The organism is Pelovirga sp. C15f (assembly GCF_057178085.1).
Genome location: NZ_JBXUCV010000002.1, coordinates 86072 through 104955 on the forward strand (window position 1 = coordinate 86072; position 18884 = coordinate 104955).

Genomic DNA, 18884 nt, shown 5'->3' on the forward strand with positions numbered 1-18884 from the left:
CTAAAAGCTGAAGCGGTTTTCAGTGCCGTTAAGCAGGCGCTTGATGTTGTCTTTGTGGCGCCAGATAACGATTGCCGCGATCACCAGGGTTACAATAAAGATCGGCCATGAACCGGTGGTCAGAAAAACGGCCGGAACGATAGCCGTAGCGGCGGCGATGGATGCCAGGGAAATATAGCGCCAGCGCCACAAAAACAGAACAAAGACGACCAGCACCGTCAGGACTGCCAGTGGTGAGAGCACCAGAAAAATCCCCAGGGCGGTGGCAACGCCTTTTCCTCCTTTAAAGCCCAGGTAGACCGGAAAGCAATGTCCGATAAAGGCAGCCAGAGCCACCAGCGCCAGAGAGGTTCCAGAAAAGTCAAATACCTGCTGGGCAAGTACGACTGGAATGACACCTTTAAGGCAATCGCCAATCAGCGTGACAATTCCCATTTTGCGCCCGGCGACACGGTAAACATTGGTTGCGCCAATATTGCCACTGCCGACTTTGCGGATGTCTTCTTTACCGAACCGGCGCGTCAGCAGCAGCCCGGTCGGGATGGCGCCGAACAGATAGGCGCAGAGGGCCAGAACAACCAGCATATATTCATTCTCCATGAGGTGGACAACAGCGTCAGTTAGCGGGATCAGGATGTTTGGCGGCGATGGCCTTGCGATATTCGCGGATCGCCCCATGCAGGGCACCGGCCGCCATATTGGAGCAGTGCATTTTTTCCGGTGGCAGCCCGTCAAGGGCATCGGCAATCGTCTGGTCGGTGATGTTGTAAAGGACCTCGTCGAGGGGCAACCCCATCACCATCTCACTGGCGACGGATGCCGTGGCGATGGCCGCACCGCAGCCATAAATCTTGTACTTGATATCAGTGATGTGGTCATTTTCGATTTTAAGCGACAATAGCAGGGAGTCGCCACAGGAAGGTTCACCGACCTGGACCAGCACCGTTGGTTCGGCAATGATGCCGATGTTGCGCGGATTGTTGAAATGCTCCATGACTTTTTCGGTATACACAAGTAAACCCGTTAGCTTAGAAGTTAAAACGTATCTGTTTAGCCCTGTCCTTGCCGCAAGAACAGGGCCGATGAGCTCCTGAGAGAATAAAGCTCCGCTGCTAAAAGCGGATTCTAGCCCTGATAGTGCGAGCGCTGCAAGCCAAAGTAAAAATTACATATGGCTGGCCTATTCTTTTAGTTTAGGCACTGCCTTCAGGATTTTATAGATGCGATTATGCCAGGGAAATACCCACCAGGGTACCGTGTCCCTGCCCATCTATGCGGCGGTGCGGAACAGCCCGATGGCCAGATATAAAAAGCCGATAATTACACCAAACATGAAGGCCAGAAAGGCAAAGCGCGCCAATAGCTTGAGTCCGAATTCCCTGGTTGTCGGGGGCTTGTTGTTATCCAGAACAAAGGACCAGGTCAGGGCAAGAGCCGTTGCGGCCAAGATTCCGTACATGTAAACCTGCAGTATGTCCATCAGTGGCATCCTTGTCGTTGCTGAATCAATAAGGGTCGCACATAACCGGCACAAGGGCCTTCAATATAGCATTAACGGACCGGGGCAGACAAAGGATTCATGTGCCATGCCCGGGGCACTATTAAAGGGCCTATGATTTGCTCTAGCCCGCACTCGCAATCCATGCTATAGCTTGGCAGCGCGAAGGCCACAGGGTTTGACTCGGTGGTCTTTTTCTATTGGATAGGTAAAGAGAAAGAAACAACGATGATTACTGCTACAAATATCTGCCTGGCCTATGGCAAGCGGGTTATTTTCAATAATGTCAATATCAAGTTTACCCCCGGCAACTGTTATGGATTGATTGGTGCCAACGGAGCCGGCAAATCCACCTTTCTTAAAATTCTTGCCGGACTTTCCGAGCCTGACAAGGGCGAAGTCACCATCAACAAAGGATTGCGTCTGGCGGTATTACGTCAGGACCAGTTTGCCTTTGACGAAGAAACGGTTTTCAACACGGTCATCATGGGGCACAAAAAACTCTTTGATGTGATGATCGAGCGTGAGGCGATCTACAGCAAAGGGGACTTCAGCGATGCCGACGGTGTCCGATCCGGTGAACTGGAAGCAGAATTTGCTGAATTAAACGGCTACGATGCGGAATCAGAGGCGGCCGTACTGCTTAACGGTCTTGGCATTAACGAATCCCTGCGCCAGAAAAAAATGAAGGAACTGGAGGGCGGTGACAAGGTCCGCGTTCTGCTGGCCCAGGCCCTGTTCGGCAACCCTGACATTCTGCTGCTGGATGAGCCGACCAACCATCTGGATCTGAAATCGATAGGGTGGCTGGAGGAGTTTCTCGGCCGCTTCCAGAATACGGTCATTGTCGTTTCCCACGACCGGCACTTTCTCAACCAGGCCTGTACCCATATCGCTGATATCGATTTCGGCACCATCCGTACCTATGTCGGCAATTATGATTTCTGGTACGAAGCAAGTCAGATGGTTCTGAAACAGAAACAGGATGCCAACAAAAAGGCGAGTGAGAAGGCTAATGAACTCAAAGAATTTATTGCGCGCTTCAGTTCCAACGCCTCTAAGGCCAAACAGGCAACCTCACGTAAAAAGCTCCTCGACAAACTGGAGATTGATGATTTGCCAGCCTCATCGCGTAAATATCCCTTCATCATTTTCAAGCCGGAGCGCCCCTGCGGCAACATCATTCTCGAAGTCACCGACCTGAGCAAAACCATCGACGGAGTCAAGGTGCTCGATCGCTTGAATCTGATTGTCAATAAGGGAGACAAGATAGCTTTTGTGGGGGGCAACAGCCTGGCCAAGACGACCCTGTTCCAGATTCTTGCCGGTGAGTTGGAACCTGACAGCGGCAGTTACCGCTGGGGTGTGACCATCACCCATACGTATTTTCCTAAGGAAAACAGCCGTTATTTTGCCAAAGAGATGAGTTTGATTGACTGGTTGGGGCAGTTTGCTCCAACCGAAGGGGAAAGTTTTGCCCGCGGCTATCTTGGCCGCATGCTCTTTTCCGGCGATGAAGCTACCAAGGCAACGACGGTCTTAAGCGGTGGAGAAAAAGTCCGCTGTATGCTGGCGCGGATGATGCTGACCAATGCCAACGCCCTGCTCTTCGATGAGCCGACCAACCACCTGGATCTGGAATCAATCACCGCCCTGAATAACAGCCTGATCAGCTTTCCTGAGGTAATCCTATTTACTTCCCATGACCACAAATTTGTCGCAACAACCGCCAACCGCATTGTTGAACTGACCCCGAACGGGGTCATCGACCGGGTCATGAGTTTTGACGAATATCTTGACAACCCGGACATCACCGCCCTGCGAATCCAGCTCTGTCAGGGTATTGCTGACTTGAAGTTATAGGCAGCTCCTTGCCGCCGGGTCGGGGGGCCTGTGACAAGGGTGACTATCGCCATGGACGGCGACAGTCAAGCGGCCACGGACGGCGCAAAGCGTCCCTTGTCACAGGATCCCCGATCTGGCGCTAAACATCAAAGGAAACCCGCGTGGCCCTGCCCTGGAAAACCCTTGATCAATGTTTGACCGAAAGCGGTGAAACCCTCGAACTGCGTCAGCGCGGTACCGGGGATTTTCTCATTACTATCGGCACCCAGATCCTGATGAACAGTAAAGCCCAGCGCTCCGAAATTGCCCTGGGCGAGCTCGGTTGTCAGGAGCTGCAGCAGCCGGCCCCGAAGGTTCTGGTCGGGGGGCTGGGGATGGGCATCACCCTGCGCGCCGTGCTCGATCAGCTCCCTGCCACGGCAGCAGTGGTTGTTGCTGAACTGAACCCTATAGTTCACACCTGGTGTCTCGGCCCGCTGGCTGAATTAACCGCTGCCGCCGCAGCTGATCCGCGAGTTGAGGTTGTAATCACCGATGTCGCCGAGTTGATTAGCCAGTCTCCGGCGGCTTCTTTTGACGCCGTCATTCTTGATCTCTACCGTGGCCCCCATCCCCGCACCGACCCTCGTAACGATCCCCTCTACGGTAGTCGCGCGATTGAACGCACCCGCAACGCCTTAACGCCGACAGGAACCCTGGCCGTCTGGGGAGAAAATCCTGATACCGCCTTCGAATATCGCCTTGCCGCAGCCGGTTTTTCTGTTCGTGTTGAACGTCCCGGCAAAGGCGGCTACCGTCATGCGGTCTGGGTGGCACGCAACAAAGGATAAAAGAGTGGAGCTATTTGATCTGAACGGACGCCCCTTCGTTGAACTCTGCGACCTGCTCAAACTGACGGGAAGTTGTTCCAGTGGTGGTAGCGCCAAGCTGGCAATCGCCACCGGAGAGGTCAAGGTTGATGGTCAGGTTGAGCTGCGTAAACGCTGTAAAATCCGCCCCGGCCAGATCATCGATCACGGCACAGAGCGGATAAAGATTACAGGGGGTGAAAGGTCAGGGACGCGGAATTGATACAATGACGCTTACCCGTTGGCGGTGGCCCGTCATCAAACACATGTCCCAGATGCGATTCGCAGCGACTGCAGATCAGCTCGTTGCGGGTCATGAACAGGCGCCGGTCAACGCGGGTGGCAACATTCTCCGATGCTACGGCCTGATAATAGCTGGGCCAGCCGCTACCTGAATCAAATTTGTGATCGGAATGGTAAAGATCATTGCCGCAGCCGGCGCAGCGATAGACGCCACGCTCCTTGTTGTCGAGCAGAGCGCCGGTAAAAGCCCGCTCCGTTCCTTCTGCACGCAGGACATCATACTGCTGCGGCGTCAATAGCTGACGCCACTCCGTCTCACTGCGGACAATTTTTTCCACGTCAATATAGGCATCTTTCTCTACAGAAAAAACGCTGACGGTTGACTTGTCGTTAGCCATGGTACTATCCTTCCCCGATTGTTTAGAAAATCCCTGTGCCGCCAGCCACAACATCCCCACTTGTGATGCCAGCAACGTCAGTAGCTGTCGCCTGGTAACAGAAACTTTGAAAGTCTTCATTTTTCAAGTCCTTATATGATGGTTGGGCTTTGCAGTTACATTATCATGCGCTGACCTGCTGAAATGCAAGGGGCCGGATAAAAGTGACCCTTGCAAATTTAATATTAAAAAGCATGACCCATGTCGTTGGGTTGTGTTAACTTTTGCCAAACCCCATACCGGCAAGGAGAATGGTCATGCCATCCAAATGTAAAGTGACACCCTTGTTGACTATCGTCCTGTTGTTTTTATTCACCCTGAGCGCAACCGCCTTTGCTGATGAGCTGCTGTCGATCAAGGCTGGTTATCAGCTCCTGAGCCCTGAAGGTTCCATTGCCGGAACTGTCAACGGTGTCGGCCAGCAGATCGATGTGCGTCGCGACCTTGATCTCGACGACAGTGGCGGAATCACCGGCGAGGTAGCCTTGCAGATAGGTAATTCCCGTCTCGCATTTAACTATCTGCCGATCAGTTTTTCCGGTACCGGCACCCTCAAGGTCGATGGGACATTCAAAGGTCAAAGCTTTTCCGTTAATGATCGAGTAAAAAGCGAACTGGATATCGCCCTTTACGATGTCGGCTACACCTACTTTTTTCTCAACCTTGATGATCTGCCGACCCGCCTGCAGCTTGGTCTGGAGCTGGCGGTAAAGGTTGCCGACGCTGAAGTCATGTTGAGGAACCTGGGCACAACGGGGAGTTTGGTTTTTGAAGAAAAAGAATCCGCGCTGGTTCCCATTCCCACGGTCGGTGTGCGTGGACGCGTTGCCCTGGCCGATTTTATCGGTCTGACTGGTCGGGTAGGCTATATGGAATACGATAATAACCGGTTTCTGGATGCCGAGGCCCAGGTGGAGTTCTCGCCATTACCAATGGTTGGAATCTACGCCGGTTATCGCTATTTTGACCTGAAGGTTGATGAGAGTGACCTGTATGTGGAAACAGAGTTTTCCGGGCCGTTTGGCGGGTTGTTGGTACGCTTCTGACCCAGTCTGAGCAATTATGTTCAATCTTAATGCGGCCACTTCAATGTATTTTGGGGTGGCCGTTTTGCATCTGCCTGCCATTATCCGTTATGCTGTAGCTGTTATCCTTTCACCGGATAACCGAGCGCATTAAAAAGGATCTGACTGATGGCAGCAAAAGTGATTCCGATTAAAAAATCACAAAGCAGGATTGCCAACATCATTGATGAGGCACTGGCAAAGCACCCGCCGGACCAGAGTCCGGAAGTGATTGAGTGTTTGAAGACAGAGCTTGAAAAAATTATTGAGACATACTTTACTGAGGATATTCCTGAGGTGTCTCTGAAACTGCCGTCAGACCTGACCCAACAGCAGTTCACCGAAATCAAAAAGGGTTTAGGACAGCTGTTTGATTGCTATAATCAACAAATGCTCGAGCGCTCGAGCCTGGTTTTTCGCGACCTGTATCAGGCCAAATTGGAAATCTGCCGATTGAGACATCAGAGTCAGTCCACGGACAACTAAAGCCGGCCGAATTTATTTACCCTTGCCTTGTTAATGGAAAGACAAAGATGCCCACTTCTTTTGATCTGATTGTTCTTGGTGCCGGTACGACGGCCTTTGCCGGCGCTCGTATCGCTGCGGCTGCAGGTAAAAAGGTTTTGATGATTGAGCAATCCCACCTGGGTGGCACCTGTGTCAATTGGGGGTGCATCCCCAGTAAAACCTTGATTCACAAGGCCGAGATGTACCATGGCGCGCGCAAAGGGGAAAGCTGGGGATTGAATCTGCAGGCCGGCTATCCCAATTGTGGTACCTTGATGCCGTTGAAGCAGAAGGCCGTGGAGACGGTTCGCCAGACCCATTATCAGCGTGAAGTCGATCAGACCGAAAATATTACGGTGATCAGGGCGCGCGGGCACTTCATCTCCTCCCGCGAAATTGAAGCCGGTGGTAATATCTATACGGCTCCGCACGTGTTGATCGCCACCGGCGGTGAGCCGCGGGTTGTGCCGATTCCCGGTCTTGATAACGTCAACTTTCTTACCAGCTACAACGCCTTGCATCTCCCCTGTTTTCCCGTTTCGATAGTTATTCTTGGCGGCGGCGTCATTGCCCTGGAGATGGGACAGATGTTTGCCCGCTTCGGTACCCGGGTCACCATTTTAGAGCGCGGGCCGCGATTGCTGGCTGAGTTCGATCTGCGCCTGACCGAACTTTTCCGCATGATGCTTGAGCAGGAAGGAGTCGAGATCCTCTGCAACGTTGAAGCCCAACGGGTGGAAAAGCACGGCGACAATACCTGCGTGTTTGCCTTGATCAACGGGGCCGAGGTCGGTTTCAGTGCCGAAAGGCTGATGCTGGCCATCGGTACCTCACCGGTGACTAAAGACCTTGGGCTGGAAGACATTGGTGTGGAAACCGACGCCGGAGGATTCATCAAGGTCGATCGCCAACTGCGTACCAACGTATCTGGTATCTGGGCTGCCGGTGATGTGACCGGTGCGCCGCTGATTGCTCCTGCCGGTGCGCGGGAAGCCCAGATTGCGGTTAAGAACATGCTTGATCCGAGCGGCAATCATTCCATCGATCACCGTTTTTCACCGATGGCGGTCTTTGTCGATCCTGAGTTTGCCACCGTCGGTCTCACCAAAACCCAGGCCGAAGCGCAAGGCTATCGTGTTTTGACCACCTACGTTGATCTCGAACGGGTGCCCAAGGCGCATGTCATGGGTGAGATGCTGGGTGGTGTGCTGCTTACTGCCGAACAGGGGACGGGTAAGATTCTCGGCGTGCAGATGCTCTGCCCACGTGCAGCGGACATCATCCACGAGGCGACCCTGGCGATTCGTTTTGGCCTGTCGGTGGTCGATTTAAGTACCACTGTTCACGTTTATCCGAGCATCAGTGATGGCCTGCGTCAGGCGGCACGGGATAATGCCCAGATGCAGGGACTGATCTGACTTGGCCTACGCCACAAACAGGATTTTACTTTCTGGTTGTTCCTTTTAATCGCGTTTTGTTATGCCGAGGTTCGCTCTTCCGCATAAGAGCCAAGGAGATCACCAGATACGATGAGTGCCCTCCTTTGATTTATTAAATCGGGTGTTTCAGCGACCTGATCCTTCCTCCGTTTGCCAACTCATGTTATAAAGTCACAGATTTTGTTCGGAAATCCTGATTGATGATGAGGCGCCATGATCCGCATATTTTCCCGTTTTCTCAACAGCATGAAAATTCGCTGGAAAATGCTGGTGATTATCCTGCCCCTGATTATCGTGCCGATTTTTCTGCTTGGTGCAATTATCGGTTATGTCGCGACGCAACAGGCTTATGAAGGACTGACGGAAGTCAGTCGTGCCGATCTTGATCACATGGCCAGCTTTACCCTCGATCTGCTGGAAAATCATCATCGCCAGTTTGAGGTGTATCGTGATGACAAGAAAAAAATTGTCGAGCAGGAGATGAGAAGTCTGGTGGAGCTGGCCTTCGGCGTTATCAATGAGCAGCAGCGCCGGCAGCGCAGCGGTCAGATCGATCTTGAGTCGGCACAGCAGGCGGTGGGTAACAGTTTCAAGGAAGTAAGTATCGGCACCAGTGGTTACCTGTTTGCCATGACCGGCAACGGAATCTTGACCGTACATCCGGCGCGCGAGGGGGAAGATATCAGCGCTGCACAGGATGAAAACGGCAGGTTTTTTATCCGCGAAATGAAACAGCGTGCCCTGGCGAGCAAGCCGGGAGAAGTCCTTTTCACCATCTATCCCTGGTATAACGAGTTGCTTGGCGACCGGCGCCCGCGCCGCAAGATTGTCGCCTTTCGCTATTGTCACACCTGGGACTGGATTGTTGCGGCCGGGGGCTATCTTGATGAAACCTATGATGATCCGACCTTTGAGCAGAACGCCATGAACCTGCTGGGCGAACAGATCAAAAGTAAAAAAGTCGGTCAGACCGGATACATCTATACAATGACCGGAGATGGTACCCTGACCATTCATCCTGACGCTGAAGGTGAAAACCTGCTGCACGCAACCGACCTTGACGGGCGGGCCTTTATTGCCGAGATGACACAGCAGCGCGAGGGCTGGATCCGTTACCCGTGGCGTGGCGCGCAGGACAAAAAAAACCGGATGAAAATCGTCCGTTATCGCTACTTTGAGCCCTGGGACTGGATTGTCGCTGTCGGCAGTTATGAGGATGAATTCTACCGGACGGCGAACGATCTCAAATGGCGCATTGCCCTGCACGTGCTGTTGCTGCCGTTGATTATCGGTCTGGTGACGACCGCCCTGCTTGCCCTGGCGGCGAAGGTTCTGACCGATCCGATCCAGCGCATGATCAGTGTCATCCGCAAGGTACGCCAAGGTCGGCTCGATGAGCAGATGCCGGTGGAAAGTCAGGATGAATTGGGGGAGCTGGCCGTCGCTTTTAATCGCATGACGCGGATGTTGCGCAAAAACAAGGAGATGGAGGCAGCGCTGGCGCAGCAGGGAAAAATGGCTTCCCTCGGGGTGCTCTCATCCGGGGTGGCACATGAAATCAATAACCCTCTGGGGGTGATTCTTGGCTATGCCGGGTATCTGGAGAAGAAAATACCGGAAGATGACCCCAATTACAGCTTTATTCATGAGATCAAGAGGGAGAGCAAGCGCTGCAAAAAAATTGTTCAGGATCTGCTCAGCTATTCCCGCACACCCAAGCCGGCACTGGAGCCCACCGATATCAACCGGTTGCTGCGCCAGATTATTGATTTTGCGGGCAACCACATTGATATGAATCATGTTCAGATCGTTCAGAATTTTACCGACGATCTGCCGCTGATCGCGGCTGATGGCGACCAGCTGCGTCAGGTTGCCATCAACCTGCTGCTCAATGCCGGAGCGGCTTCGCAGCCGGGCAAGCAGATCAGCGTGACGACTGGTATCGAGGATGACCGGTATATCCGGATAGAGTTTGCCGACCAGGGGGAAGGGATCAGTGAAGAAAATCTGGACAAGATTTTCGAGCCTTTTTTTACCACCAAGGCACGTGGTACCGGTTTAGGTCTGGCAATTACCAAGCAGATCATTGATATGCACCAGGGCCAGGTCGCCATCGATTCGGAGATCGGTAAGGGTACCCGGGTGATTATCCGTCTGCCACTGGTGCGTGAGGAATATTGATATGATACGTCAGGGGAATTGAGGATGTCGGCAAAACAGATCATGGTTATTGATAATGAGGAGGGACTGTGCCGCATGATGGCGGCGGTGTTGATGGACGACGGCCATGCCGTGCGTACCTTCACCGACCCCCTTGAGGCGGTCGAGGTGTTTCGTTCCGGGGTGTGGGATCTGGTCATCAGCGATATCAAGATGCCGGGGATCGACGGACTGGAAGTGCTGCAGCGGATCAAGGCCAGGGAAGCTGACATCCCGGTGATCATGATCACCGCTTTTGCCACCGTCGATATGTCGATTCAAGCGTTGCGCAAAGGGGCTTACGATATGCTGACCAAGCCTTTTGAGCCGGATGAGCTGCTGTTTCGGGTGCGCAACGCGCTAAAGCATAACCAGCTGCTCAGCGAAAATGAGCAGCTGCGTCAGGAGCTGGCCGGCAAGTTCAATTTTGACAAGATCATCGGTACCTCGATGATTCTTCAGCAGTTGCTGGAAAAAGTGAAAAAAGTCGCGGTTCGTGACACATCCGCTCTGATTACCGGCGAATCGGGCACCGGCAAGGAGCTGATTGCGCAGGCGATTCACTATAATTCCCCGCGCAAAGAAAAGCCTTTTATTGCGATTAATTGCGGCGCGATTCCCGACTCGGTGATGGAAAGCGAACTGTTCGGTCACAAAAAAGGGGCTTTTACCGGTGCTGATACCGACAAGGAGGGGCTGTTAAAGGCAGCCGATGGCGGTACCCTGTTCCTCGACGAAATCGGCAACCTGCCTCTTAATGTTCAGAAAACCCTGCTGCGTTTTCTCCAGGAGCAGGAATTCCGGCGTATTGGTGATACCACCCCGACGCGGGTAGATGTCAGGCTCATCTCCGCGACCAATTCCAATCTCGAAAAGGAGGTGGAACAGGGAACTTTCCGTGAAGACCTGTTCTATCGCCTCAACGTGATCAATCTGCATCTTCCCCCTTTGCGTCAGCGTCAGCCCGATATTTTGCTCCTGGCCGGCTACTTTATTCGTGAACAGAATCGCAAGTTTGCTACCCATATCAGCGGCTTGTCGCCGGCGGCTCAGCAGGCCGCCACCAGTTACAGCTGGCCGGGAAATATCCGTCAGTTGAAAAATGTTATTGAGGCCTGCATCACTATTGAAACCGAGGAGCAAATCAGCCTGACGACCCTGGCCCAGTTTATCGATATTGAAGAGGTGCCCGCCGGCGGGGACGATTACAACAATGCCCTGGCGCGTTTTGAAATTGACTATCTGCGCCAGCTGCTCAGCGCTTCCGGAGGAAATATTGAAGAGGCGGCCACCAAGGCGGGGATGAATATGGCGACGATTTATCGGAAGATGAAAAAGTATGGACTGCGCAAGGAAGATTTGCTCGGTGACAGGGGCAGGTAGAGCAGGGCTCAGCCGAATCCAAACATCTCAAAAAAGGAAACTCCCACCGGTTTCATAATCCACAGGCCCAGGGCACACATGATCAGTATGACCATCACCCAGTTGAGAATCTGGGTGCGCAGGGCCCAGTTCGGTTCGGGGCGGGGCTTGCCGTTTTTGTCTTTGCGTTCTTCCCTGACCCGGCTGCGCGCGATGCCGCGCAACAAGCGTCCGGATGACAGAAAAATGACCGCTGAAACAACAAACTGGGGCATCACATCGGTACTGACAACACCTGATGCCACCAGGACAGCGTAATAAGCCAGGGCAACCAGCCCCAGTAATGTCATTTGTTGTGCAGGACTCATGCTACCCCGTTATTCCCGCAGGTGCTTTTTTGCGTATGCGAAAAAAACTCAACAGCTGGACTTATCTTGAAAAAATATCCTAAAACAGCGTTTGAGGCAAGCATGTTACTTGCCTTCCTCTTCCCATTGTTCGTTCCATTGACCCAGGGGAATAACGTCCTGCCCCCTGCTTTCATTGATCGTCTGGGCAACAGCGATATACAGGGCGGTCAGTGAGGCAATAAAACCGCACAGGCAGCCAAGCAGCAGAAACACCTGGTCATCCCTCAGGTGATTCATCGACAAGGCCAGCAGGGAGCACATGATGGCACCGTACAGGGTTTGCACTGCAATACTGCGGCGAAAACTGCCAAGGAATAAAATGGCTGCAAACAAGGCCCACAGGCTTAAATAAGAAAACATGGTAATAGCATTGGGATGCCGTCCAAGACCCAATTCAGGGAAAATTTCGTAGCTGATCAACGACAACCAGAAAAATCCGAAGGGCAGTAATGTTGCTGCTGCTCGTGGATGCCCCTGCTGATGACTGCGGAGGCCGTAGGTCAGTTGAATCACCCCGCCACACACGAGGATGATACCGCTCAGCAGAACAGGTGGACTGTAAGAGCCGAGCAGGCTGAACAGATAGAACAGCAGTGAAACCGCCAGTGCCAGAAGAGCCGGCGCGGGGAGTTCGTGCTGGATGGGCCCGGGTGATGGTGCAGCCATGTCGTCTCCTGTAAAAGGGAAGACAGCCCTCACCATAGAGGGCTGTCTTTTAGCACCATGAAGGGTTGACGGTTAGTCGCGTACTTTTTCCAGAACCAGATCTTCTTCTTCGACAAAGATCGGTGCCGTTGCCGGTACGGCTGCTTTTTGTGGACGCAGGGACATGGCCATCATCGCTCCGACGAGCAACAAAACGCCGGCGACCATGAATGAACTTTCCATGCCCCCGTATTTGGCGTTGAGCAGTGCCGAAATTTTTACCAGCACAAAGGCACCGATTCCCCAGGATGAAAAGAGAATACCATAGTTCATCCCGTAGTTTTTGGCGCCCCAGAAATCCTTGGCAAAAGAGGGGAACAACGACAGGTTGGAACCGTAGTTAAAGCCGATAAAGGTCGCCAGAAGGGTCACCAGCAGGGCGCCGGAACCAGCACCGGAAACAACCGGAATGGCAGCAAACATCAAAGCCGCCTGAAAAACCAGCATCAGGGTCAGGGTCGAGGCACGACCGATCTTGTCTGACAGAATCCCGGCAACAATACGTCCGGCAGCATTGCCAACGGCCATGACAGCAACGGCGATAAAGGCCATTTCGCCCATGCTCTGTTTAGCGATACCGGCGATGCTGCCGATAACCATCAGTCCGGCACCGGCACCGATGAAGAAAGTCAGCCACAGGGTGTAAAAACGACCTTCCTTGAGCATCTGCGTCGGGCTGACATCGGCCGTGGGTGCGGTGGGGGTGGTTTTGACGTTGGCTGCTGCATCTTTCGTAACCGCCGCAAAACCGGCCGGGGGGTTGCTGAGGAGCAGCGACATGCCACATACAATAACGATAAAGGCAACGCCGAGAATCATCATGGTGCTATGCAGGCCGTACTGACCCAGCAGGTATTTAGACACGGGAGCCAGATAGACCGGGGCAATCCCAAAGCCGGAGACAACGATACCGGCAATCAGCCCGGTTTTGGCTGGAGAAAACCACTTCAGCGCCGGGGGTGTAGCAGCTGAATAACCGAAGCCGATGCCAAGGCCGGCCAGCATACCGAAGCCGAGCACCCAGCCCCAGTAACTCGATGTCAGGGAGCAGACGATAAAACCGGCTCCCACCAGCAGTCCTCCCAGAACGGCGGTCAGGCGTGGACCGACCTTGTCCTGCATTTTGCCCCCAAGAATCATCGATAAAGCAAAAGCCAGACAAGCGGTGGCGTAGGGATCGCCGGAGCCGGCAAACAATTTGCTGATTTCACCCTTGAGCATGCTGTAAGCATAGAGAATGCCGAGGGCCAGGTTGATGCCGAGCCCGGCAAAGACGACTTGCTTGCCACGGTTTTTGATGATTTCTGGTTTCATTACTTCTCTCTCCTCTGATGTTATGACATGGGAATGCTGAATGGACATCACACGATTCAGGCGATGGAATAAGGGCCATTTGTTATCGAATTTTATGGCAAGAGGTGTCCGCGCTTTTTCAGCGCTTTCACTATCTGCCGATTGTGCATAGGTATAGATTGAATGGACTTCTTCATTTTGCCGGGGAATCGCCTCGTGAGAGCCCACCTGTTCCAGGACATCCGGATAGCGTTCGGTCAGGCTCGGAAATTTGTCACATTCCCGGTACCTGCTCGAGCAGTAATGAGACATGGCAACAACGTCGTAAGGGGAAATATAGTCTTCACCGACGTCGCAGAATTTTTGGTCTTGATCAAAGTAGGGGCAGATTGCCATGGCAGTTCTCCTCGGGTGCGATTGAATGGTCCTTTTTAAGGCAACCTGCGTGCCAATCTGTGAAAAACAATAATCCTATTTATATCAAGTAGTTAAGAAGAAAAAGTCGGTTGTGAAAAAATACCCTGAAGGCGGGTTTTTCGCAGTTTTGCAATTTTTGGTCGGGCTATATAAGATGTCTTTTGGTCTTGGACAATAAAGAGGTTTTATTTTTAACTGCCTGAAAAAAAAGGATAATTTAAATATAATAAATTGATTGAGTCGACGATCAGAACAGCGGTTTGCAATCGTGAGATGGGTTGAGGTGTTTTTTGCAATATTGCGAATCTGTGGGGCTGGTCACCGGGCCGATATTTACGTACACTGAAACAGCGAAGATGCTTTCAGATGCCAACATCCAGAGAGGTTGATTATGCCAACACTAGACCAGATCATGACCCGCGGCGGCGACAAAGGGCATACCAGCCTGGTTGATGGAACCCGCGTTTCCAAGGCCTCACAGCGGGTAAAAACCTACGGTACCGTCGATGAACTCAATTCAGTACTGGGGCTGGTGCGCTGCGAAGAGCTGCCGGCAGGAATCAAGGACAAGCTGCTGCGAGTCCAGAATGAATTGTTCAACCTAGGTGGTGAGCTGGCAACCCCGGCCGATAGTGAACAGGCCATGCGGATTCCCAATGTTCATCAGGGGCAGATCGATTGCCTCGAGAGCTGGCTTGAAGAGGATAGGGCAAAATTGACCCCGGCGCGCAATTTTGTGTTGCCAGGAGGTAGCCGTGCTGCTGCCCTGTTACATCTGGCGCGCACCGTGACCCGACGCTGCGAGCGCGAGCTGGTCTGCCTGGCAGAAATGGAAAAGATCAACCCGTTGTGCCTGGGGTTTCTCAATCGCTTTTCGGATCTGTGTTTTGTCTGGGCGCGCCTGAGCAACGATGGCGGCAACGCTGATATCTTCTGGCAACCAGGGGAACATCGATGACCGAAACGCCTTACGAGGAACCTTTGCTGCCGCGCCTGCTGGCTGCGAATACGCTGCGAGCAAATCTGGACAAACACATGATCCTGAATCAGATGGCTGACTCCAAGGCGGCGATGATCATGACTGCGTCATCGATCATCATTACCATCACTTTGACTCAGTACGAGAAGCTGGAACTGGTCACTATTTTGCTGCTGGCGGGTTCCGGTCTGCTGGCGGTGGTTTTTTCCATTCTTGCGATTATTCCGCCATTTCATGTGACCGATCGCACCAATCTGTTTTACTTCCGCTCCTATAGCGAACTGAGCGAGGAGGAGTTCAGGCAACAATTTAAGTCCGTTATTGCCGACCGCGACAAGCTCTATGATGCCTATCTTCACGAAATCTATTATCTCGGAAAACATCGTTTGACCCGCAAGTACGGCCTGATCCGCAACGGCCTATGGACCCTGCTTGGCGGGTTGCTCGGTGCCACCGTGTCGGCGCTGCTGCTGCCTCTGATTCCATGAATCTGATTTTGCTTGATGCTCCTGATTTTATCAGTGATGATCTGGTCTGCTTGACAGGGCGGCGCTTTGAACATGTCGCCGGGATTCTGCAGAAAAATGAAGGGGCGACGATCCGGGTCGGTCGTGTGGGTGGCCGTCTTGGCCAAGGCACCATCATCAATCGTACCGGCGAACAGCTGACCTTGCGTGTACAGCTTGATCAGCCGCCACCACCGGCGCTGGCGCTGACTCTGATTCTGGCGCTGCCCCGTCCGAAGATGTTGCGGCGGATACTGCAAACCATCAGCGCCCTGGGAGTAAAGCACCTGTATCTGATCAACAGTTATCGGGTCGACAAAAGTTACTGGAATTCGCCATTATTAACCCCGGCGCAACGCGATGAGCACCTGCGTCTCGGGCTGGAACAGGCGCGCGACACGATTTTGCCGCAGATTCAGTTGCGGCCTCGCTTCAAGCCGTTTGTGGAAGATGAGTTGCCGGATCTGTGTCGCGGTCTTAACGCCTACGTTGCCCACCCCGGCGCCATGCAAGCGTGTCCGCAGGCGAGCAGCGCACCAGCGCTGCTGGTCGTTGGTCCCGAAGGAGGGTTTATTCCCTACGAAGTCGATAAGCTGCAAGCGTGCGGTACTCTGCCTATTACCCTTGGGCCGCGTATCCTGCGGGTGGAAACCGCCCTGCCGGTGTTGTTGGCGCGGCTGGCCAAGTAATCATGAAACAACTCGTACCCAACCGTCACAGCCATTATCTCACCTGCCTGCTGCTGATTTTTCCGCCGCTCTTCTGGGCCGGTAATTCGGTACTGGCCAGAGGGGTGATTGAGCTGATCCCCCCGGTGAGCCTGGCTTTCTGGCGCTGGACCCTGGCGTTGCTTATTCTGCTGCCCTTTACGCTGCGCCACCTGCGCCGTGATCGGGCGCAGATTCAGGCAAGCTGGAAAATCATCCTGCTGATCAGCCTGTTGGGGATTGCCGCGTTCAACACCATCCTCTACACTGCTGCCCATACCACCACCGCAATCAACATCGCCCTGACGCAATCGGTGATGCCGGCGGTCATTGTTCTGATCAGTTTTGTGCTGTACGGTGAGCGGATCAACCGCTATCAGGTGTCAGCTGTCATCCTGTGCATTGCCGGTGCGGCCTACATCCTCATGCAGGGAGACTGGCAGCGCCTTATGAAGCTGGAGTTCGTTCCCGGTGATCTGCTCATGCTGATCGCCATCTGCTGCTACGCCCTGTACTCGGTGCTGCTGAAGAAGCGCCCGGCGATACATCCATTAAGCTTTCTGACCGCCTCCTTTGCCGTTGGTGTGGTGCTGCTGTTTCCCCTTTATGTCTGGGAGTTTGCCCGGACTGCGCCCCTGGATATTACCGCCAAGGTTGTCGCCAGTTTGCTTTATGTGGCAATTTTTCCATCGATTCTTGCCTACCTGTGCTGGAATCGGGGGGTTCAGGAAATCGGGGCCAACCGCACCGGTCTCTTTATCAATCTGATCCCCCTGTTCACGTCTTTGCTGGCCATCCTGATCCTGAATGAACGCTTTAAAAGTTTTCATCTGATGGGGATTCTGCTGATTGCCGGCGGGTTGCTGCTTTTTAACTTTTCCAGTCACTGGCGATCACGCGGAAAAACAACATGAGCAATGTCAATCTATCAGCATGGGGCTGGTCAGCCTATTTTGAACGGGAGTTTGCCCACTGGAAAGGGGAGTCGAGGCTTCCGGCGCGGATTATCCGGGGTGAAAAAAATTATTATCGGGTGATCTCGCCGGCGGGCGAACTCACGGTCCGTTTTTCAGGTAAAATTCGTCACACGTCCAGTGGCAGACCGGATCTGCCCGTTGTCGGCGACTGGGTCGTGGTCGAACCGCAATCACAGCAACGGGGAACCATTATTGCCTTGCTTGGACGCAAAAGCTCCTTCTCCCGCAACCTCCCCGGTCAGCGTAAGGGCAAAGAGCAGCGTTCGGAAGAACAGGTCATCGCTGCCAACGTCGACCTGGTTCTGATTGTCAGTGGTCTGGATCAGGATTTCAACCTGCGGCGGATTGAACGTTATCTCACACTGGTCAGCAGTAGCGGCGCCGACGCGGTGGTTCTGCTCAACAAAACCGATCTGCACCCCGATCCACAAGCCTGTCTGCATGAGGTTCAGGCGATTGCCGGGACGACACCGGTACTATTGTGTATGGCCCATGATGAAGTTCAGCTTGAATCCCTGCAGGAGTATCTCCAGCCCGCACAAACCGTCGCCCTGCTGGGCTCATCGGGGGTAGGGAAGTCGACCATCGCCAACGGGCTGCTCGGCCACCAGCGCCAGAAGGTTGGCGCGGTCAGCAGTTCCGACGGCAAGGGTCGTCATACCACCTCCCATCGTGAACTGTTTCTCCTTCCGAACGGCAGCATCCTGATGGACAACCCCGGCATGCGCGAACTGCATCTGTGGGGGGAAAGTTCTGATCTGACTGAATCCTTTGCCGAGATTGACGCCCTGGCCCGGCATTGTCGCTTTCGCGATTGCAGTCACACCTGTGAGCCGGGCTGCGCGGTTCAGCAGGCGGCGGCGGCCGGAACCCTCGACAGCGATCGTCTGGCCAGTTATCACAAGCTCAAAGATGAACTAAACGCCCTGAATCGCAGCAGAAAGTAAAACGGCCAGGCGAAGGCTTGCTTTTTCAGGTGGCAGATCTCTTTTCTTCAACGCTGCGGATCTTATCCTGCATCGTCTGCTCCCGGTCGATGCGGGTTCCCAGCTTGATGGTGGTGCTGATGCGTGGGGCCCCGGCGCCGTGAATCTCTTCATGGCAGCGCTTGATCGCTGCGAAGACCTGATCGTAATCGCCCTCGATATTGGTGCCATAGGCGTGCAGGTTGATTGTTAATCCGGCGTCTTCGAGGATTTTCTGACAGCGCGCGACATAGCTGGAAACGGAAACCCCTACACCCAGGGGAACGACACAGAGATCGACAATTACCTTCATGATATTAGGCTCCTTTGCTTGGTCGGGTTGGTGCTCTGACCCTGACAGTATAGCTTTAGCCTAAAATGCTGACCAGCACCAAAAAGGGGCAAAAAGCAAACTTAAGGTTCCGAAAATCCCCCATCAGAAACAAAAATCTGCTATATTCACCTGTTCATGGCAGACATAAG

The 18884-nt window shown here is 53.4% G+C and carries 21 protein-coding genes; 13 read left to right on the plus strand and 8 right to left on the minus strand.

Annotated elements, in window-relative coordinates; translation table 11 throughout:
• From plsY to AC1931_RS05565, 3 genes are all read right to left on the minus strand, one after another.
• Positions 1-585: a glycerol-3-phosphate 1-O-acyltransferase PlsY gene (plsY, locus tag AC1931_RS05555; protein ID WP_483876253.1), complete on the minus strand. Its 585-nt coding sequence runs from the start codon at positions 583-585 to the stop codon at positions 1-3.
• Positions 586-616: 31 nt separating this feature from the next.
• Positions 617-1012, minus strand: a complete 396-nt coding sequence (locus AC1931_RS05560) for an iron-sulfur cluster assembly scaffold protein (protein WP_483876254.1) — start codon at positions 1010-1012, stop codon at positions 617-619.
• A gap of 258 nt (positions 1013-1270) precedes the next feature.
• Complete coding sequence (locus AC1931_RS05565; protein WP_483876255.1) at positions 1271-1480, minus strand: hypothetical protein; 210 nt, start codon at positions 1478-1480, stop codon at positions 1271-1273.
• Positions 1481-1726: 246 nt separating this feature from the next.
• Between AC1931_RS05565 and AC1931_RS05570 the strand changes: the two genes are divergently transcribed.
• The 3 genes from AC1931_RS05570 (at position 1727) to AC1931_RS05580 (ending at position 4414) form a co-directional block, all read left to right on the plus strand.
• Complete coding sequence (locus tag AC1931_RS05570) at positions 1727-3361, plus strand: ABC-F family ATP-binding cassette domain-containing protein (protein ID WP_483876256.1); 1635 nt, start codon at positions 1727-1729, stop codon at positions 3359-3361.
• Between the two features lie 143 nt (positions 3362-3504).
• Positions 3505-4173, plus strand: coding sequence for a spermidine synthase (locus tag AC1931_RS05575; RefSeq protein WP_483876257.1), 669 nt, complete (start codon positions 3505-3507; stop codon positions 4171-4173).
• A gap of 4 nt (positions 4174-4177) precedes the next feature.
• A complete protein-coding gene (locus tag AC1931_RS05580) occupies positions 4178-4414 on the plus strand; it encodes an RNA-binding S4 domain-containing protein (protein ID WP_483876258.1) in 237 nt (78 codons plus the stop codon).
• Here the strand turns inward: AC1931_RS05580 and msrB are convergent.
• Positions 4380-4952, minus strand: coding sequence for a peptide-methionine (R)-S-oxide reductase MsrB (gene msrB / locus AC1931_RS05585; protein ID WP_483876259.1), 573 nt, complete (start codon positions 4950-4952; stop codon positions 4380-4382). The two genes, AC1931_RS05580 and msrB, sit on opposite strands and share 35 nt — an antisense overlap.
• 176 nt (positions 4953-5128) lie before the next feature.
• Between msrB and AC1931_RS05590 the strand changes: the two genes are divergently transcribed.
• The 5 genes from AC1931_RS05590 to AC1931_RS05610 all read left to right on the plus strand — a co-directional run bounded on the left by AC1931_RS05590 (position 5129) and on the right by AC1931_RS05610 (position 11463).
• Positions 5129-5917: a porin family protein gene (locus AC1931_RS05590; RefSeq protein WP_483876260.1), complete on the plus strand. Its 789-nt coding sequence runs from the start codon at positions 5129-5131 to the stop codon at positions 5915-5917.
• A gap of 147 nt (positions 5918-6064) precedes the next feature.
• Positions 6065-6421 (plus strand): hypothetical protein, encoded by a 357-nt coding sequence (locus AC1931_RS05595; protein WP_483876261.1) that lies wholly within the window; start codon positions 6065-6067, stop codon positions 6419-6421.
• A 47-nt stretch (positions 6422-6468) separates the two neighbouring features.
• Positions 6469-7860: a dihydrolipoyl dehydrogenase family protein gene (locus AC1931_RS05600; protein WP_483876262.1), complete on the plus strand. Its 1392-nt coding sequence runs from the start codon at positions 6469-6471 to the stop codon at positions 7858-7860.
• A 234-nt stretch (positions 7861-8094) separates the two neighbouring features.
• Positions 8095-10062: a sensor histidine kinase gene (locus AC1931_RS05605; protein ID WP_483876263.1), complete on the plus strand. Its 1968-nt coding sequence runs from the start codon at positions 8095-8097 to the stop codon at positions 10060-10062.
• Positions 10063-10086: 24 nt separating this feature from the next.
• Positions 10087-11463 (plus strand): sigma-54-dependent transcriptional regulator, encoded by a 1377-nt coding sequence (locus AC1931_RS05610; RefSeq protein WP_483876264.1) that lies wholly within the window; start codon positions 10087-10089, stop codon positions 11461-11463.
• 8 nt (positions 11464-11471) lie between these two features.
• Here the strand turns inward: AC1931_RS05610 and AC1931_RS05615 are convergent, their stop codons facing one another.
• The 3 genes from AC1931_RS05615 to AC1931_RS05625 form a co-directional block, all read right to left on the minus strand.
• Positions 11472-11810 (minus strand): hypothetical protein, encoded by a 339-nt coding sequence (locus AC1931_RS05615; protein WP_483876265.1) that lies wholly within the window; start codon positions 11808-11810, stop codon positions 11472-11474.
• 105 nt (positions 11811-11915) lie between these two features.
• Positions 11916-12518, minus strand: coding sequence for an acetate uptake transporter (locus AC1931_RS05620; RefSeq protein WP_483876266.1), 603 nt, complete (start codon positions 12516-12518; stop codon positions 11916-11918).
• A gap of 72 nt (positions 12519-12590) precedes the next feature.
• A complete protein-coding gene (locus AC1931_RS05625) occupies positions 12591-14246 on the minus strand; it encodes an L-lactate MFS transporter (RefSeq protein ID WP_483876267.1) in 1656 nt (551 codons plus the stop codon).
• Between the two features lie 412 nt (positions 14247-14658).
• On the opposite strand from AC1931_RS05625, the gene AC1931_RS05630 reads away from it, so the two are divergent.
• Genes AC1931_RS05630 through rsgA form a run of 5 tightly spaced genes read left to right on the plus strand, consistent with a single transcriptional unit; the run spans position 14659 to position 18383 of the window.
• On the plus strand, positions 14659-15225 hold the full coding sequence (locus tag AC1931_RS05630) for a cob(I)yrinic acid a,c-diamide adenosyltransferase (protein WP_483876268.1): 567 nt from the start codon (positions 14659-14661) through the stop codon (positions 15223-15225).
• Positions 15222-15734, plus strand: coding sequence for a Pycsar system effector family protein (locus tag AC1931_RS05635; protein ID WP_483876269.1), 513 nt, complete (start codon positions 15222-15224; stop codon positions 15732-15734). Before AC1931_RS05630 ends, AC1931_RS05635 begins: the two co-directional genes overlap by 4 nt.
• On the plus strand, positions 15731-16441 hold the full coding sequence (locus tag AC1931_RS05640) for a 16S rRNA (uracil(1498)-N(3))-methyltransferase (protein WP_483876270.1): 711 nt from the start codon (positions 15731-15733) through the stop codon (positions 16439-16441). Before AC1931_RS05635 ends, AC1931_RS05640 begins: the two co-directional genes overlap by 4 nt.
• A 2-nt stretch (positions 16442-16443) precedes the next feature.
• On the plus strand, positions 16444-17373 hold the full coding sequence (locus AC1931_RS05645) for a DMT family transporter (RefSeq protein WP_483876271.1): 930 nt from the start codon (positions 16444-16446) through the stop codon (positions 17371-17373).
• Complete coding sequence (gene rsgA, locus AC1931_RS05650; protein ID WP_483876272.1) at positions 17370-18383, plus strand: ribosome small subunit-dependent GTPase A; 1014 nt, start codon at positions 17370-17372, stop codon at positions 18381-18383. The genes AC1931_RS05645 and rsgA overlap by 4 nt, the downstream gene beginning before the upstream one ends.
• Before the next feature lie 25 nt (positions 18384-18408).
• On the opposite strand, the gene AC1931_RS05655 is transcribed toward rsgA, so the two are convergent.
• Positions 18409-18714, minus strand: coding sequence for an MTH1187 family thiamine-binding protein (locus AC1931_RS05655; RefSeq protein WP_483876273.1), 306 nt, complete (start codon positions 18712-18714; stop codon positions 18409-18411).
• Positions 18715-18884: the final 170 nt, after the last annotated feature.

Bases quoted from the DNA above. Each gene is read 5' to 3' on its own strand.
- plsY (WP_483876253.1), bottom strand. From the start codon at position 585: ATGCTGGTTGTTCTGGCCCTCTGCGCCTATCTGTTCGGCGCCATCCCG.
- AC1931_RS05565 (WP_483876255.1), bottom strand. From the start codon at position 1,480: ATGGACATACTGCAGGTTTACATGTACGGAATCTTGGCCGCAACGGCT.
- AC1931_RS05570 (WP_483876256.1), top strand. From the start codon at position 1,727: ATGATTACTGCTACAAATATCTGCCTGGCCTATGGCAAGCGGGTTATT.
- msrB (WP_483876259.1), bottom strand. From the start codon at position 4,952: ATGAAGACTTTCAAAGTTTCTGTTACCAGGCGACAGCTACTGACGTTG.
- AC1931_RS05590 (WP_483876260.1), top strand. From the start codon at position 5,129: ATGCCATCCAAATGTAAAGTGACACCCTTGTTGACTATCGTCCTGTTG.
- AC1931_RS05595 (WP_483876261.1), top strand. From the start codon at position 6,065: ATGGCAGCAAAAGTGATTCCGATTAAAAAATCACAAAGCAGGATTGCC.
- AC1931_RS05600 (WP_483876262.1), top strand. From the start codon at position 6,469: ATGCCCACTTCTTTTGATCTGATTGTTCTTGGTGCCGGTACGACGGCC.
- AC1931_RS05605 (WP_483876263.1), top strand. From the start codon at position 8,095: ATGATCCGCATATTTTCCCGTTTTCTCAACAGCATGAAAATTCGCTGG.
- AC1931_RS05610 (WP_483876264.1), top strand. From the start codon at position 10,087: ATGTCGGCAAAACAGATCATGGTTATTGATAATGAGGAGGGACTGTGC.
- AC1931_RS05615 (WP_483876265.1), bottom strand. From the start codon at position 11,810: ATGAGTCCTGCACAACAAATGACATTACTGGGGCTGGTTGCCCTGGCT.
- AC1931_RS05620 (WP_483876266.1), bottom strand. From the start codon at position 12,518: ATGGCTGCACCATCACCCGGGCCCATCCAGCACGAACTCCCCGCGCCG.
- AC1931_RS05625 (WP_483876267.1), bottom strand. From the start codon at position 14,246: ATGGCAATCTGCCCCTACTTTGATCAAGACCAAAAATTCTGCGACGTC.
- AC1931_RS05630 (WP_483876268.1), top strand. From the start codon at position 14,659: ATGCCAACACTAGACCAGATCATGACCCGCGGCGGCGACAAAGGGCAT.
- AC1931_RS05635 (WP_483876269.1), top strand. From the start codon at position 15,222: ATGACCGAAACGCCTTACGAGGAACCTTTGCTGCCGCGCCTGCTGGCT.
- AC1931_RS05640 (WP_483876270.1), top strand. From the start codon at position 15,731: ATGAATCTGATTTTGCTTGATGCTCCTGATTTTATCAGTGATGATCTG.
- AC1931_RS05645 (WP_483876271.1), top strand. From the start codon at position 16,444: ATGAAACAACTCGTACCCAACCGTCACAGCCATTATCTCACCTGCCTG.
- rsgA (WP_483876272.1), top strand. From the start codon at position 17,370: ATGAGCAATGTCAATCTATCAGCATGGGGCTGGTCAGCCTATTTTGAA.
- AC1931_RS05655 (WP_483876273.1), bottom strand. From the start codon at position 18,714: ATGAAGGTAATTGTCGATCTCTGTGTCGTTCCCCTGGGTGTAGGGGTT.